Origin of the sequence: Acidisoma silvae (assembly GCF_020618775.1) — a bacterium.
GTDB classification, from domain to species: domain Bacteria; phylum Pseudomonadota; class Alphaproteobacteria; order Acetobacterales; family Acetobacteraceae; genus Acidisoma; species Acidisoma silvae.
Window position 1 is genome coordinate 1 of sequence record NZ_JAESVB010000036.1, and the last position, 14258, is coordinate 14258.

17 protein-coding genes are annotated in these 14258 nt (G+C 57.6%); 5 read left to right on the top strand and 12 right to left on the bottom strand.

Annotated elements, in window-relative coordinates:
- Positions 1-181, top strand: a 181-nt coding sequence (locus ASILVAE211_RS24960; protein ID WP_227324079.1) for a hypothetical protein, incomplete at its 5' end; no start/stop codon positions are given.
- Positions 182-185: 4 nt separating this feature from the next.
- On the opposite strand, the gene ASILVAE211_RS24965 is transcribed toward ASILVAE211_RS24960, so the two are convergent.
- A complete protein-coding gene (locus ASILVAE211_RS24965; protein ID WP_227324080.1) occupies positions 186-464 on the bottom strand; it encodes a hypothetical protein in 279 nt (92 codons plus the stop codon).
- Positions 465-924: 460 nt separating this feature from the next.
- Between ASILVAE211_RS24965 and parA the strand changes: the two genes are divergently transcribed.
- Together parA and ASILVAE211_RS24975 are read left to right on the top strand one after the other, a co-directional pair.
- A complete protein-coding gene (parA, locus tag ASILVAE211_RS24970) occupies positions 925-1554 on the top strand; it encodes a ParA family partition ATPase (protein ID WP_319799644.1) in 630 nt (209 codons plus the stop codon).
- Positions 1551-1892, top strand: coding sequence for a hypothetical protein (locus ASILVAE211_RS24975; RefSeq protein ID WP_227324081.1), 342 nt, complete (start codon positions 1551-1553; stop codon positions 1890-1892). Before parA ends, ASILVAE211_RS24975 begins: the two co-directional genes overlap by 4 nt.
- 773 nt (positions 1893-2665) lie before the next feature.
- Here ASILVAE211_RS24975 and ASILVAE211_RS24980 read toward each other — a convergent pair.
- The 3 genes from ASILVAE211_RS24980 to ASILVAE211_RS24990 form a co-directional block, all read right to left on the bottom strand.
- Positions 2666-5419 carry a hypothetical protein gene (locus ASILVAE211_RS24980; RefSeq protein WP_227324082.1) on the bottom strand — a complete coding sequence of 918 codons (2754 nt, stop codon included), beginning with the start codon at positions 5417-5419 and terminating at the stop codon, positions 2666-2668.
- A gap of 80 nt (positions 5420-5499) precedes the next feature.
- Positions 5500-5646, bottom strand: a complete 147-nt coding sequence (locus tag ASILVAE211_RS24985; RefSeq protein ID WP_227324083.1) for a hypothetical protein — start codon at positions 5644-5646, stop codon at positions 5500-5502.
- 431 nt (positions 5647-6077) lie between these two features.
- A complete protein-coding gene (locus ASILVAE211_RS24990; protein WP_227324084.1) occupies positions 6078-6362 on the bottom strand; it encodes a hypothetical protein in 285 nt (94 codons plus the stop codon).
- A gap of 681 nt (positions 6363-7043) precedes the next feature.
- Between ASILVAE211_RS24990 and ASILVAE211_RS24995 the strand changes: the two genes are divergently transcribed.
- Positions 7044-7715 carry a hypothetical protein gene (locus ASILVAE211_RS24995; RefSeq protein ID WP_227324085.1) on the top strand — a complete coding sequence of 224 codons (672 nt, stop codon included), beginning with the start codon at positions 7044-7046 and terminating at the stop codon, positions 7713-7715.
- On the opposite strand, the gene ASILVAE211_RS25000 is transcribed toward ASILVAE211_RS24995, so the two are convergent.
- The 8 genes from ASILVAE211_RS25000 to ASILVAE211_RS25035 all read right to left on the bottom strand — a co-directional run bounded on the left by ASILVAE211_RS25000 (position 7712) and on the right by ASILVAE211_RS25035 (position 12151).
- Entirely contained in the window at positions 7712-8290 is a 579-nt protein-coding gene (locus ASILVAE211_RS25000) for a tyrosine-type recombinase/integrase (protein WP_227324086.1), read from the bottom strand. The two genes, ASILVAE211_RS24995 and ASILVAE211_RS25000, sit on opposite strands and share 4 nt — an antisense overlap.
- Positions 8291-8727: 437 nt before the next feature.
- Complete coding sequence (locus tag ASILVAE211_RS25005; RefSeq protein WP_227324087.1) at positions 8728-9126, bottom strand: hypothetical protein; 399 nt, start codon at positions 9124-9126, stop codon at positions 8728-8730.
- A complete protein-coding gene (locus ASILVAE211_RS25010) occupies positions 9123-9515 on the bottom strand; it encodes a hypothetical protein (RefSeq protein ID WP_227324088.1) in 393 nt (130 codons plus the stop codon). Before ASILVAE211_RS25010 ends, ASILVAE211_RS25005 begins: the two co-directional genes overlap by 4 nt.
- A gap of 11 nt (positions 9516-9526) precedes the next feature.
- Positions 9527-9967 carry a hypothetical protein gene (locus tag ASILVAE211_RS25015; protein ID WP_227324089.1) on the bottom strand — a complete coding sequence of 147 codons (441 nt, stop codon included), beginning with the start codon at positions 9965-9967 and terminating at the stop codon, positions 9527-9529.
- Entirely contained in the window at positions 9967-10428 is a 462-nt protein-coding gene (locus ASILVAE211_RS25020) for a hypothetical protein (RefSeq protein ID WP_227324090.1), read from the bottom strand. Before ASILVAE211_RS25020 ends, ASILVAE211_RS25015 begins: the two co-directional genes overlap by 1 nt.
- A 2-nt stretch (positions 10429-10430) precedes the next feature.
- Positions 10431-10958 carry a hypothetical protein gene (locus tag ASILVAE211_RS25025; RefSeq protein WP_227324091.1) on the bottom strand — a complete coding sequence of 176 codons (528 nt, stop codon included), beginning with the start codon at positions 10956-10958 and terminating at the stop codon, positions 10431-10433.
- A 399-nt stretch (positions 10959-11357) separates the two neighbouring features.
- Complete coding sequence (locus ASILVAE211_RS25030; protein WP_227324092.1) at positions 11358-11615, bottom strand: hypothetical protein; 258 nt, start codon at positions 11613-11615, stop codon at positions 11358-11360.
- On the bottom strand, positions 11612-12151 hold the full coding sequence (locus ASILVAE211_RS25035) for a transposase (protein WP_227324093.1): 540 nt from the start codon (positions 12149-12151) through the stop codon (positions 11612-11614). The genes ASILVAE211_RS25030 and ASILVAE211_RS25035 overlap by 4 nt, the downstream gene beginning before the upstream one ends.
- 1823 nt (positions 12152-13974) lie before the next feature.
- Here ASILVAE211_RS25035 and ASILVAE211_RS25040 point away from each other — a divergent pair.
- Positions 13975-14258: helix-turn-helix domain-containing protein (locus ASILVAE211_RS25040; protein ID WP_227324094.1), on the top strand; the 284-nt coding region annotated here is incomplete at its 3' end.

Consider the following 14258-nt stretch of genomic DNA (forward strand, 5'->3'; position numbering starts at 1 on the left):
AAAAAACAAGGGAATCATTGCATCAAACGCCTACAGCATGCAACCACTTGTGGAGTTTTTGGGCGAAATTGCCAAAGCGTTTCCGAACGAATACCCCCGCCGCGTGACTATCGAAGACCGCAAAGCGATTAGCCAAAAGCTCCCGACCCCTTCGAGTCGCGGTGAAGACGACGACGAATAGACAATCAGTCCCAGGACCCCGGCCCGATCAGCGGAATGAGATAACCACCGCGCCGCAAAGTCAGCTGTGCGGGTTTGCCCCCGCAGTCTGGCAATCGGCAGCGTAATCGGGCCGTGACGGTTGCCAGAGTTTGGGTGCCGAAGCGCGGGATAAGATCAGACACGGGAAAGGTCGTTTCCCGCCGGCAGCTGCCGCAGGTGGCATCCAGCTCGAAGCCGTCGAGGTCCGAAACCAGGCTCTTGAGGGCCATGTCGCGGCGCTTCTGGACAGAACCATGGGCCATCACCCCTGCCCTTCCAGCTCGGCCGGGCTCGTGATGACGGGCGGCAGCGTCCGATAGCGCGGGTCATCGTAGCTCACGGTGCTATCGCAGTCCCGCGAACCACATTGCCCGCAGCGAAGCGTCAGGTGGATCAGCGGCGTATCTGCGTGGCGCCCGGCGACAAGGGCCTCTAGATCGAGACGCTTCGACCATCCACACCCACGGCAAAAGGCGGTTATAACGTGATTAGTTCCGGCATATCTGCGGGCGGACGGTGGACGGGGTGTGTCAGTCATCGGATGTCGCTTTGAAAAATGTTTGTAGAACAAATATAGAACAAATCGATTAAAGTTAGACATTGACTGCAATTTTTCGATGCGAACCTGTGGATAATTCCAACTAATCTCGTCTACGTGAATACGATTGCACAGTTTTCTGTGTTTCCGTATAAACGTCTATTCGTATTCACGGAGACCTGTGCATGATCATTGCTGTCGTCAACCAAAAGGGCGGGGTCTCCAAAACGACCTTGGCCTTGAACCTGGGGGCGGCCATAGCTGCCCAGGGTAAGCGGGTTCTGCTCATCGATGCGGACCCGCAGCAGACGGCGCAAGATTGGGCCGCCGTGCGGTCGTCCCCTCCCCCGTTCCAAGTCATCGGACTGACCAAGCCGGTGCTGCATCGCGACCTGCCCGCAATGGCGGCGGACTATGACGCGGTGATCATCGACGGCGCACCCCGCAACTATGAGGTGGCGCGGTCTGCCATCGCGGCAGCCGACTTCGTTTTGATTCCTGTGCAACCGAGCGGCGCAGATTTTTGGGCGAGCAGAGAGACAGTGAACCTTGTCAAAGATGCGCACAGTTTCAAAGAAACACAGAAATCCGCATTTGTGGTTTCACGGAAAATCGGCCGCACGGTGCTTGGTCGGGAGATCACTGACGCCTTGGCAGAATTCGCTTTGCCGGTCCTGAAAGCCGGGACGACGCAGCGCATCGTGTTTGCCGAAGCCATGACGGCAGGCACCACCGTGATCGAGCATGAGCCGAAAGGTGCGGCGGCGGATGAGATCAGGGCAATCCTGGCCGAGATAGAGGAGATGAGCCGATGAGCACGAAGCGCGCAGGGTTTTCGATGCCGACCCGACCGGCCCCAACCCCGGAAGAGATTGCGAAGGCCGATGCCTTCGTCGCCGGGGCAGGGGGCAGCACGCCCGCACCGGAGGAAGCCGCCACGGTGGCACCTCCACCGGAGGCCGTGGCAGAGACCCAAAATCCCGCGAAGGCGACCTCGGTCACGGCGGCCCCTGCACCGAAGACGGCACGGCTGACCATCGACTTGCCGGATGACCTGCATCACCGGTTCAAACTGGCCTGCACAGCCAAGCGCACGAAGATGGTAATTGAGGTCACGAAGTTCATCGAATCGTGGACACAGAAAAACAGTTAAACGTGAAACCGTGTTTCTGTGTTTTTATGAGTGATAAGTTGGTTTCGAGGTCAGATTGTGTCTTGTCAGCTCGCCATGATGGAGCGAAAACCGGATGGATTCCGCCAAAAACGAGACGATGAGACATGGAAGATGTATCCTTGGGCGGCCTGCGTCTTCCGGGCTGAAGACGATGCTATGGACGCAGGTTGGCGGATGCCTTGGGTATGGAACCTATGGACGCCGCATCATAATCAATTTGGTTGAAGTGACGCTGATCAACCATCTGGGCAAATTGTTTGGGCAAGGGGGCTCGCGCTAGGTGGCCGTGCGCAAGCACGGTGTTGAGGTGCAATCCCTCACAGCTCCACCATTGCCCTTCCATATCCCGGCGCTTTTTGCGCCGACGGCATTTACACCGCGCTTACACCGGCCGGTCAGAAGGCTGTCTCCCCATCCCGGAGACGCCCACACCATGCCCATCGCGACCCATGCCTTCTAGCTGCACCTTGATCCGCAGCTCGTCGTGCTGGCGGGCAGGGCGATGCTGGCTGTCGTGGGCCGCAAAGGGCAATAATGGGGATAGGGGGATAAATGGGGATGTTTCACCGCAGTCCCTATAAATTGCATCTATATACGATACCGTATCGATGTAAGTTTCTTTACGCTAAGACAGCAAGGTATCCCCATCTATCCCCATTATCAGACGATACCTTAGATACAGACTGCACTTTTCGGGATGGGGATCGGTTTTTGATCCCCATTGTATCCCCATTATCGCGGGGTGATCCCCATTATGCGGCCTCTTGCAACGCGGCGATGTCCTGAATGATCCACCGATAGATACTACCGGACGCCTTGTATTCGGTCTTCTCGATCCGCTTACCATCGACAACGCGGCCGGCATTATCACGCAACCACTTGCCGAGGGGATCGGTGTCCAGCCCTGGCCCGTTCTTCAACGCTTCACGCCAATCGGGGTTCAGATAGCGAAAACTGCCGATCTCGGCTTTCGGGTGCGGCGCATTCGCCGCTTCAACCAACTCGGCTACGGTTTGGCCCTTTGGGTTCGTCAGGCTGGCAGGCCATGAGCCCATAAAGGACCGGAGCGCGCCAAGCACCGGGTCTGCTGCCCGCACCTGTTCCATTGTCGCCACCGGGTCTTCACAACCGAGCCAGACCAGCGCTGACCGGATGTTGTCGCTCCAAGCATCGAAGCTTGCCAGCTTTGGCCGAATGCATCCCGGACGACCTGCAAGGATGTAGGCCCGGACGATGATGAGGCAGGCTTCCACATAAACCGACCGATCCGCGCGGATCATGTCTAGCGGTTCTTGTTTAAAATCCCGAAGCTCGGGACGTTCGACCTTTGGGTCCAGCACAGTCAGAAGAGCGCGGCGCACCAGATCACCGGCAATGGTGATGTTATTGCCGTTCGCGATCATCATGGCCTGCATGGAGACCTCGGGCATGTCGGAATTGCCGAGAGGCCGCAGCGACAAGGTGGATGCTGTCAGGGCCTGACACAGCTTGTTGCTTTGCAGAACCCCGTTGCAGTTATCGAGGCAGAACAGGGGATGACCGGCTAGCAGCATGCCGTCGAGTTGCTTCTCGAATTCAACCGCATTCGGAACGCCTTGGGTTGGGCAACTGCGACCGAGCGAAACCCCGGCAACAAGATCGGTGTAATAGGTTTTGCCGCTTCCCGCTGCGGTGGCGTTGATCGCGTGCAGGGGAATTGGGCCGAGGCACCCCCGGCAAACCGCGGAAAGGAGCCCGGATAGCATCGCCGCACGACCCGCCGATATTCTGCCCTGCACCGCGTCTGCAAACGGGAAGTCTTCCAGCAGACCGTTCAGAAGGTTGAGCGCCCGTTCCGCGTCTTGCTTGGTCGGCGCATCCAACACCGAAGACAGGGCGATATCGGCCGCTGTATTAAAGAAGCCCGTGGCCTCGTCATATCCAGGCTCGGACAGCACCGAGCCATCCGGCCGCAGGGTCGGTGCAGCGATGATCCCCGTGATTGCTGGGAACCGCCATAGGTGTTTGCGCGATAGGAGGGTTCTGGCCACTGGCATAGGGGAATCAATGACCTTGAAGTCCTTTTTCCGCCCATCATAGGTCTCCCAGATCGAAGCCTGACTGATCAGGTCCAGCATTCCGAAATCGCCGATAACGCTGAACACAACCGCTTCGGTCGTCGTGTCGCTGCCGCGCGTGCGTATCTTGGCGACACCAGGGCGAACAAGGTCATTGCCCCGCTGGTAAATCGGCAGCGGCGCAGCCAGGAGGGCATCCTCGGTCTTGGTCACGAGTTCCGCTAGGCAACCGGGCTTCCACTCGATCCGCTTTTTCGACCATGCTGGGGGAGGGCCTTCGGTGGGTTCAAAATCTCCCTGCGCTTCATGCTGGCTGACTTCATCAACGCCCATTGCGTCGGCCATGCCTCGGATAGTGGGCCATCCGGCATAGTCGCCACCATTTTGCCAGTCGTCGAACCACTTGCCGGTTTCTTTTTCGACCGTTGTTCCTTCCCCGCGTGGGTCTTCCCACCGGCTTGCCCAGGCGACCACCGCGATATCTAGCTGGTCGATTTCGTCAGCGCTCGCGGCGTCCCGGTCAATCAAGATTCGACGGCAAGCCGAGGCGGCCTGCATGAGCTTGACGTAAGCATCGCGATCAATACGTGCATCGTGGGGCAGCAGATCAAACGCTTCGATTACAGCCTCTGCGCTAGGCGGACACTGGTCTTCCTCGGTTCGTTTTGTAGTGCCTTGCGCCGTGCCGGTGCTGCGGGTGGCACTGATCCGGGCCAGTAGCAAATCGGCTAGGACAGCATCCAGCAGGGCATTGAAGGCTTCGCGGCTTTCAAGCATGGGGATATCCGCGATCTGCGGTGCCGGGACGGTAACGGTCTCATCATCGCTCATGCACCATGTGATCGGTGCCATCGTGACCGGGTGGACACCCCCCATCACAACCTGCTGGCCGTTTGCAAGGATTTCGATCTTGCCCAGATCCCCTTCCTTTGGGTGCGCTAGGTAAACCACATCCTTACGGCCCGCACTTGCGCCCGGTTTGATACGAAACACCATTGCGACCCGTCCGGGACGGGTATTGCGCACAGGGAACGGCTTGCCGAGATATTGCTCCACTGCCTTGATCATGCGGCTGCGGAGTTGCACCGCAACCACTGTCGCGCGGTCTTCCTCGCTGGTGCCTGTCGTCATGTCACCATCTAGGCAAATGTAATTTTGCTCAGAATGGAGTGTGCCGAGGATCAGGCCGACATTCGCGCCCGCTTCGTCAGACGTTTCGCGGACCTGATCGCTAACGCCATTTCGCCAGTCGTTCAGATAATACCACTGGTCGTTATTCAGTGAGACGCGGGCTGGAGTCTTACCAAGACCGCCTACGGTAATGCCGGGTGCAATGGGTGGGGCAACAGGAATAACAAGTTGCTTGGTAAACCCGGCCTCAATGAGAGCCGAGATTGCGCCGGACGGTTTTTCTTCACTTGACTTAGTCAAGTATTTTGTGATAGTCATGGGTTAGTCTAGTCATTTCAAAATAGGCTGTGTGGTTAGTCAGGAAGCGGCGATTCAGGGGTGGATCGCCGTTTCGTCGTTCAAGGGGTTGCGCGCGCATCGGCTGCCACAGCATCGAGACCCAGGATCAGCAGCGCTCGGACTGCGTGGGCTTCGGACAGGCCACCGTGGGCATCGCGGAAGGCCTGCAGTGCGGCCACGAGATCGGGCTCGCGTTCGAGCGACAAGCTCACCCGGTTCCGGGCTAGACGACGACGGGTCATTTCGACACCTCGGTGGCAGCGGCCTTGAGTCCCCGAGCCAGCAGAAGGCGCAGCGCGTCGGACGCGGTTCGAATTCGATTATCGATTTGGAATTGGGTCAGGCGCTGGTGCAGGTCGGCACCGAGCGCAATTGGCTTTCGCACGTGCAAAAGCGTGTTAGTCGGAAGCAAGTAGGAAATAGCCTCAAGTGATATCGCGCGGGATTGCGCATTCTATGAGAATGCATATCACAAACCGCCGCGGCCACCTAGAGAATGGCAAGATATTTATTTAATTAAATTTATCGAACTGGCTGTATTTTTGGCACGATACTTGCCGCCATCGATCTTTTATAAGTAACGGCGTATCCGTGTTCCACAACTCAACTTGGCAGGGTTTGTGGAACACTTCAACCCCTATCGGTAATCGCGCGGCAGGGGGACGATGGCTTTCGGCCGGAGGATTGCCCTGATGATACCGAAGACCACGACCAAAACGCCCGCCACGGCACATAGTGCCCCGATCAGGTAGACAAGCTCAAAGAACCCCGGCACGGCGGCAGGATCGAACGCGTAGACGACGCACCCACCCACGAAGAACAGGGCTGCGCCGACCTTAGCGAAGAACTGGAACTGAAGCCTAAACCATTCCCATTTGAACCATGCTTGCACATAGTTCGGCTCTTCCATGCGGTAAGACATAGCGCGCACCATTCTCTAAATCTGCAGTCTAGATAACGATATTTGGCTCTGGAGTCTAGGCGATATCACCTAAGTGATGTAAAATCAGCCTAGTTGCTCGGGCGCGCACAAATTTCGTGGCTGACCAAAAAATAGTTACAATATCGTTACATAAATCGACTTTCTTATGATTGAAACTGAACCTTTCGAATTTTGGCCGGAGCCGGAACCTGCCGAATGGCTGACCCTCCCGGCTGGGCGCGGTCAAACCGTGCGAATCCCGCAGGCTACAGCACGGCAAATACGTGATTCCCGCAGTCCCGCAGGTTACGGGCAGCGGTTGAGTTGGGCAGCCGCATGGACGCTAGGCAATCCGACTGAAACCGAGGTGCGGGCGGGTGTTCGCGCGGTCTTGGCGCAGCTCGGCCGCCGCGATGCCTTCTGTGTGAAACCCCTGCCCGAACAGCGTGGCTGGCTTATCTATGCGGACAACACACGCTATCGCCGCGATCTCCCGCGCTCGCACCGCGCACCGGCCCGCCGCCGCCTGGACGCGGAGATTCAGACCGCTGCGGCCCTGGGCGATACGGCTCTACTGGGCCAATTGCTTGATTATCGGGAATATCTGTTAGCTGGGATGCGAGGCGCTGCCCCATTGGTCTATGCGGCTAGCGGCAGACCGCCGAAGCACCAGGCACTAGCATGCCCGTGAAGACGCAGACGAAGCCGCGCACGGCGGCGAAGCGCCGCCCGGTGCTGGTGGCCGAACCTACAGCAGAGACGCCCCTAGCGACCATCTCAGCGGCTCCGGTGGCGGCGCTGCCGCTGTCAGGCTGGGGTGCTCTGACCGTCCCGACGCAGGCCTATATCGGCAAGCTGGGCGCGTATTTGGCAACCCTGCCGCAGGGCAAGGACTTGCCGCGAACCTATGAGATGGTGGCCGCCATCGATGCGCAAGACCTGCCCGAGAACGCCGAAGCAGCGCTGGTAGCGGTGCTTCCGGTGATCGAGCAGATGTCGCGGCATGGCGTGCTGCCGGTGCATTTAGCTGCGCGCATGGGTATTGATTCCGCGACATGGGCCGAAGCCTATACCTTCCTCCCGCAGTGGCGACAGGCGGTCCAGGGCGGCATGGCGCGCGGCATCGCTGCAATTGCAGCCAGGGGCTATGAACTAGCGGAATTGGGCGATGCGCCGAGCGTGCGGGCATTCTTGAGCACCAGAGGCGGTTTTACCACGAGAGACAGCAGAGCACCGGCCGTTATCGTGAACGTCGGTTCGCAGATAAGCCCGGTCAGTATAGATGAAATCGATGCTATGAGCCAGCGGCAAGCGTCTATTCTTGAAGACGTAGACTATAGTATTTTGAATTAGCGGACCCGAACAGCGGCCAGACGCTTCGCGCTAAGCTTCGTGTAGCGCACGGTATGCTGGATGTTCTTGTGACCGAGGAAGTCTTGGATCAGGCGGGTGTCATGCCCTTCATTCGCGAGCATGTAGCCCGCGCTATGGCGCAACATGTGCGGGTGAACGTGGAAACCGATGGCCGCCTTGATCCCGGCCGCTTTCACGATGCGCGCAATGGCATCAGGGCTGATCGGGCCACCGCGTTCCGACACGAAGACAAACGGGCTCTCAGATGCATCACGAAGCTTCCTGAGGCCGTTCACTTCGTCACGGTCAAATGTGTGCGTGCTGTCGTTAGAGCCCTTCAGGCGATGAATATGGAAGGTCTTGGAGCCATCCAGATCAATGTCGGTCCACTTGACGTAGCGGGCTTCGGTGGCGCGTAGTCCATGACGGTAGATGAGACGCAGCAAGACTTGATCGCGCAGCCGCTGCCGTCCGATCTGTCCCGCTGCCGCGATCACTGCATTGGCTTCCTCGGGTCGCAGGTAGTCGCGCTCTGAAACATGCGGACTTACGTTTTCTGAACCGACTTTGCGCATAACTGGAAACCCTTGGTTTGCCTTGTGTCGACTCATCGTCAAACACTGAACATGCGGATATCTGGTCATAAGTCCGCATGTTTGGCAACGCCTAAAACGGCAGATATCCATAGAAAAGGCACCGCTCGCGATGAGATGGTGCCTTTTCTATGGCAGCATTGCTGACCTAGGGGTGCCGGGGGAGGTGCGGCCGGTCCCGGCACCCTCCGCTGCATAGGTCTGGCAGCGCGCGCTAGCCGATGGTGTCCCAAGGGTCATTCATTGGGAAGCACTCGGTTTTTGAAATTTTTCGACCTGTCCCGGAAGGTCATTCACCGCTTCGTCGTCGGGCTGCGCCACCGTGCCAGCATCCAGGCACCTGCACTCGGCGGGAACCACGATGACGCGCCGCTCTGCCTGCACCGCAATCGTCCGGCTCGGGCGGCCCGTCACCGGGCTTACTGCTCCGTCAGCGTGAAGCTGGCGATGGAGACCTGCACCCCGGCCACCATATCAACCGCTGCGAATTGGATGTCGCCGGTCGCCGCCGTTTCGGTCGAGACCGCGAAGTCATAGACCGCAGTGCCGCCGCTTGTGGCGAGCCGCGCCCATGCGGCAGTGCCTGCAGTCGTGACCGACGCAGCCGGGATCGTGGCAGCGGTCAGAACGCCGTCTGACACCGTGCCGAAAGCGCCGGTCATGGTGAAGACTACCAGAGGATTGTTCCCGCTGATCGCGGTGTCGGGGGTTGCCGGTCGCGTGCCGTCATAGATTGTCAGGACGGCATCAGAGCCGATTGCGGACAAATCGACGTTCGCTTTGGCGGTGCGCACAGCGGCTGATGAGGTCACGCTCATGATAAAATATCCACGCCGGGCCGATACACCGAATCCTGCGTAACATTCTCGGCCGCAGCGACTAGAGTCAGCATAAGAGGACGTGTATCGCCATGCCGAATAGATAAGGCATTGAGGTCAACATCTGCGTTTACCGACCGCACCAGCTTTGCACCAAGCATCTTCACGTCGATGCCGCTTGCGTAAAATGCGACGTTGATCCGTGAAGTGCCTTCAAGCGCTGAGAGATATTGCCGCATCGTCCCAGTAGGATCGAAAACTTGGAGGTGAGCGGTCCATTCCTCTGCGTCTGATCTGTCGAGATATACGCTGGTGATCTCGATGGTAGGCGATGGGACTTGCGTGCCATTCAGGGCATGGAGACAGACAGAGTGCGGCCGAATCGCCATGTTAGACGTGCTCATGAGAGTGCAGGCAGCCCGTCCAGCGTGGTCGCCACGCCTGTCAGATTCAGGGAACGCTGTGCAATGTCCTTGGCTTCCACGATGAAGCGGAGGAGCAGGGGCCGGGTGTCGCCGTCATCAGCGGCAATCAACGCGGCGTCCACATCCTCATTGAGGCGTGCGGAGATAGACGCGTCTGTCAGGGTCACGTCAACGGTGCCGAAATTCAGAGAGACATTGACGCGGGCATAGGCGTCGAAGGTCTGGACAAAGCGCCGTAGTATGCCTGTCGGGTCGGTTAGAGACACGTCGAAGGTCCATTCGACGTGAGCGGCGGACAGATAGCGGGAAACCAGGGTATTGCGTGGCGATACGGCCACGGCGGTCACTTCGACAGGCGGGACCGGCGGCCGGGTATCGTAAGGGACGTAAAGGCGCAGGGTGTTCGGGGGAATCATTATTCTGGGGTCTCGGTGAATTCGGGTAGTTGAAGAGGAACGCCGCTCGGCATGCGGGTTGCGCCGCGCACGTCACGTTCAATCGTCTCGAAGCGCAGGATCAGCGGGCGATCATCGTAAACGCCCTTGAGCTGGCTGGGCATTCCAGCGGCAACCGGAACCCACTCGGGCTTCATAGGATTAGCGTTCAAGCTTCGGACAAGCCGTGCAGCGCCCATATCGAAGTTGATTCCGGGGTATTCGACGCCGAGAGTGTAGGTGCCGTGGGCCGCGTTTTCCGCAAGTGCATTGCGAACATCATTGCGTAAATCTTGAAGGTTCACGTCGAAGAAGAAAGAGCGGTAACCATCCGACCCGCCATATGGGCGTGGCCGGTTTTCGCTGGAATCGACCGCTAGTGCCGTAATCAAGGCTGAAACAACACCTTGTGAAGCGCGATATAGGAGGAACGTTTTGCTCATCTTCAAAAGAATCCTCCGGCGAAAACGATTCTATCGTTCTTGGTCGGACGCTCTTCATCGATTTCGACAACTGGCGGCGTAGCCTTGCTGATAGCGTTCAGCGGTTCAGACAAGCCGAGAGGCACGTTCGGGACGGTCTGCACAGCGAAACGCATGGCAAGGTCTGCATCCATATTGAGGATGAGGCTGAGGAACCGTGAGAACCGAAGTGTCTCATTGGTGCTGAGGTCACCGGCATATTTTGCAGGTAGCGTGCCGTCCTCAAGGCCTTGGCGATAGGCTTGCAACAGGCTGATAAGCGTGTCCTGTCGCAAGCGGTCTGCACCACGGGGGTCGCCTACCTGCTCGAACACATCCGATTCATTGATTCGGTTCTTGCGCTCACTGCGGCTCGGCGTGACGGCTGCAAGCCATTCGGGCAGGGTTGTTGCGGCCGGGGTCGTAACGTCGATATCGAGGTCCGTGAACCCGGCAAGCTTGGCCTTCGCAAACACGGCATCCGCATATTCGCGGCCATTAAGTTCAGTCATGTTCTTAGTTCCGGCCTTGGCTCATCGCTTTGAAAGCATCCGCAATGGTAAAGGCCTTCTGCGAAATGCGGTGTCGGTCTGGCTCGGCCGGTCGGCCTACTGGCTCCATGGACGGGGCCAGCCGGGGCGGATGGTCCTCTGTGTCGGTGCCGTCATCGACGATTGTGGTTCTGTTATCAGGCAAGTTTTAGATTCTATTCAAATAGGAAGAGAGGTGCGCGACCGGGTAAGTAAATTCCGGCCGCGCGTCGGTGCGATCAACTGATTTTAAATCGCACCAATCGGGGGGAAAAGTCGGCAGACCGCGCCGATCTACTTTCGCGGTCTGCCTGGGTCTCTCGGTGAACTGAAAAAACACGGGTGCTACTATTGCACTCTCACCGAAAGACCTTTTCGCAATCAGTCGATCATGCCGTGCGCCTTCAAAACCGCGCGGAAGAGTTTGGGATGAGTCTTCGCCTTCGCGAGAATCGCATCTTGATTTGCCATGATCTGGGCCGCCTCATGGGCAACCTGTCGCTCGGCCGCATCGATGGCTTCGCCGCACGCACGCAGGGCGGCAGACTCTTCGCCCGTGTTTCCACGGGAATAAGCAGCTTTGGCGATGGCGAGTTGTTCCGAGGCCATTTGAATGAAGGTTTCGGTCAGATCGCTCATCGCGCCGCACCCTTAGTCTGGCGCTTCACCGGCTCGGGTGCGACGGGCTTGTCGGCGTCTAGAAGGTCTAGCAGGTCGGGACCGTTTTCGAGTTCTAGAAAAACAGCATGGATTGTCTCTATGCCAAAACCATAGGATTGCAAGAGCCACTGCGCGAGGGAATCGGTGTCCAGTGTGCCAAGCGTGCGGATGAAGCTACCAGTATGGAACATGGTGACGCGCTTGCTAAGCAGGCTGTGTTCGGCGCGCAGGCGATGGGCAGCCTTGGCTTTGATCGAGGCGGCGAAGCGCGTCGGGGCGATATTGCCGCGAAGGCCTACGGTCATGAGGACATGTGCGGGTGCGATCTTGATTGATCGCACGGAGGCACCGGCCGCTGCGCAAACCTCTCGAAAGATGCGCTTCGCCGCGAGGGCGGCCGCCTCATCAGCGAATAGTTCGCGTTTCTCGGACGTAGAAAATGCGATTAGGTATTCAGCATCGGCGTTGTTTCGGGCAAGCCGGGAGGGATTTTTTGTAGTAATAGGGGTCGTCATGTGCCCATATAGACACAATAGACGCGAATTGTCAAGAGTTAGGTGCATCTTTATTTGTAATGGACGAACCTATTACTTTGGTCGACGTGTATTTTACTTGTTACGGTCGTTTTTCGGAGGTGCGGTAGCGTCCATAGCTTCTGCCGAAGATACCGTGGCAAGACGAAGGGCACGGCGCTTCTTTGCTGCTGCACGCGCTTCGGCATGTTCCAAGTGGACTGTATCGAAGAACCCCGGCCGAACTGGCCAAGATAGCACTCGGGGCGGTGACGCTTCGGGCATGTTCGGCATCCATTGAGTAATTTATACGTAAATATTAGACGGCCTTTATAAAGACTGCAACAGATGTTTTGACTCATCATCCGCATGCAGTTTTTGTGCAGGGATTTGCCTTGGATAAGTTAGATCGCTGTCCAAAACTGCAGTAGCTAGCCCGTATGCAGTCGGATGCAGTTTTGGTGCAGAATCTGCAGTCTGATCAGACACTTAGAGAGCGACCTTCGAGTGCTTCTAGTTGATTCGCCTATACAGGCGTGCAACAGTGCTCGCCGTCGTGTGAACGGCGAGTCTGCAACCGTAGGATTTGACTGAGACCTAAAAACGAAAAAGCCGCCCAGGGGGCGGCCTTCCGAAGGATATTCCCCAGCTTGGCGGCTGGGCAACGGGACAAATTGCTTCCCCGAATATCCTCCATGTTGCGCCGGAATTCAAGCCTCGAAAACGAGGCGTGGAAACGTGCGCTCTATCGGGTGGCCTGCCTGCTCGGCGGCACGAAAAGGATCGTGCATGCCCATCTCTACCCGCCCGCGCCAATCATGGCGTCGTGGTTCCATCTTTGGTCCCGGCCAGCGCCGCACTCTCTCGGCCGATGATCGCCGCATCTGGCGCGCACGGGTCGAGCTGCACCGCCGTGCCGGTCGGCTCACACTCGGGGCGGCCAAGGTAGCCGAAGCGCTGGTGCGTCGGCTTGGCCAGGACGGCCGCCTAGACCCTTCTCATGACACACTGGCCGATGATGCTGGGCTGTCCGTGCGCACGGTCAGGCGGGCGCTGGCGGCCCTGGCAGAGGTTGGCATGGTGTCCTGGGTGCGGCGGATCGTCCGTGTCGGCTCTTGGGGCGTTACGCAGGTGGCAAACGCCTATGCGCTGGCCATCGGTAATGCACCCGAGGCGACCGAAAAACGAGGCAAACCCAGCAAATGCCAAAAGGGCCGAGGAATCCCTAATAAGATTCTCTCTATAGTGCCCCAGGCGGAGCGCACGGCAGCCCAAGCGGCCTTGGAGGCCATTGCGAACAGGATGACTGCTCGGTGGAACGCAGAATGGCTTAGGAAAAGAGCCCTAGCATAGAATTTTTTGTTTTGATGAGCGAACAAGAATTTCCGTCATGTGAAATGCTCACCAGAAATTCTGCTCGAAGTGATACACTCAAGCAGGTGAAGCGGTTTTGCGCTGTCGGTAGTGTGGTCTGGCGGGAGCCGCCCTCCCGGATACGATGTAAGCGCCCCACACGGTATGAACGGGGAACCTACACCGAAACGCACCCGACGCCGCGAATGAAACCCCCGAGGCACCAGACCACGATTCCGATATGCCCGTACCCGCTATGACTGGCAAGCGGAAAATTTTCCCGTACCGGTTAACGTAAATGTCGCGCTTTTCAGTCAAATTTGGCGCATGCGCGCAATACCGTGATGTATGCTTCTCATGGGTATTAATTACCGTAGTATAAGTTTCTGAGTATGAATTAGTTTGTATATATAGTGACATAATGTCATATGGTAATGTCGTATGGTTTTGTTGCTCATAAAAGGCTTCAGGCAATGTCGGACGTAGTGGCGAAATGGGGTAAGGCTGTCGCCGAACGGGGCTTTGCGCAAATCCCAACCTATTTGCTGAATCTGAATAGATTCTTAGACAAAGAGAACCGGTTAAGTCCCACTGAACTACTAGTGGTATTTCAGCTAGTTGGTAGCTGGTGGAAGACAGACGAAAAACCTTTCCCCGCGATGACTACACTTGCAAATCGCTGTGGAGTTTCTAGCAGACAAGTTCAAAGAGCTATAAATCATCTTGTAGAGATGAAGCTAATTGAAAGAATTACTAG

What these genes read in the sequence shown, in the direction of transcription:
- ASILVAE211_RS24965 (WP_227324080.1), bottom strand. Translation starts at nt 464, where the DNA reads ATGGCCCATGGTTCTGTCCAGAAGCGCCGCGACATGGCCCTCAAGAGC.
- parA (WP_319799644.1), top strand. Translation starts at nt 925, where the DNA reads ATGATCATTGCTGTCGTCAACCAAAAGGGCGGGGTCTCCAAAACGACC.
- ASILVAE211_RS24975 (WP_227324081.1), top strand. Translation starts at nt 1,551, where the DNA reads ATGAGCACGAAGCGCGCAGGGTTTTCGATGCCGACCCGACCGGCCCCA.
- ASILVAE211_RS24980 (WP_227324082.1), bottom strand. Translation starts at nt 5,419, where the DNA reads ATGACTATCACAAAATACTTGACTAAGTCAAGTGAAGAAAAACCGTCC.
- ASILVAE211_RS24990 (WP_227324084.1), bottom strand. Translation starts at nt 6,362, where the DNA reads ATGTCTTACCGCATGGAAGAGCCGAACTATGTGCAAGCATGGTTCAAA.
- ASILVAE211_RS24995 (WP_227324085.1), top strand. Translation starts at nt 7,044, where the DNA reads ATGCCCGTGAAGACGCAGACGAAGCCGCGCACGGCGGCGAAGCGCCGC.
- ASILVAE211_RS25000 (WP_227324086.1), bottom strand. Translation starts at nt 8,290, where the DNA reads ATGCGCAAAGTCGGTTCAGAAAACGTAAGTCCGCATGTTTCAGAGCGC.
- ASILVAE211_RS25005 (WP_227324087.1), bottom strand. Translation starts at nt 9,126, where the DNA reads ATGAGCGTGACCTCATCAGCCGCTGTGCGCACCGCCAAAGCGAACGTC.
- ASILVAE211_RS25010 (WP_227324088.1), bottom strand. Translation starts at nt 9,515, where the DNA reads ATGGCGATTCGGCCGCACTCTGTCTGTCTCCATGCCCTGAATGGCACG.
- ASILVAE211_RS25015 (WP_227324089.1), bottom strand. Translation starts at nt 9,967, where the DNA reads ATGATTCCCCCGAACACCCTGCGCCTTTACGTCCCTTACGATACCCGG.
- ASILVAE211_RS25020 (WP_227324090.1), bottom strand. Translation starts at nt 10,428, where the DNA reads ATGAGCAAAACGTTCCTCCTATATCGCGCTTCACAAGGTGTTGTTTCA.
- ASILVAE211_RS25025 (WP_227324091.1), bottom strand. Translation starts at nt 10,958, where the DNA reads ATGACTGAACTTAATGGCCGCGAATATGCGGATGCCGTGTTTGCGAAG.
- ASILVAE211_RS25030 (WP_227324092.1), bottom strand. Translation starts at nt 11,615, where the DNA reads ATGAGCGATCTGACCGAAACCTTCATTCAAATGGCCTCGGAACAACTC.
- ASILVAE211_RS25035 (WP_227324093.1), bottom strand. Translation starts at nt 12,151, where the DNA reads ATGACGACCCCTATTACTACAAAAAATCCCTCCCGGCTTGCCCGAAAC.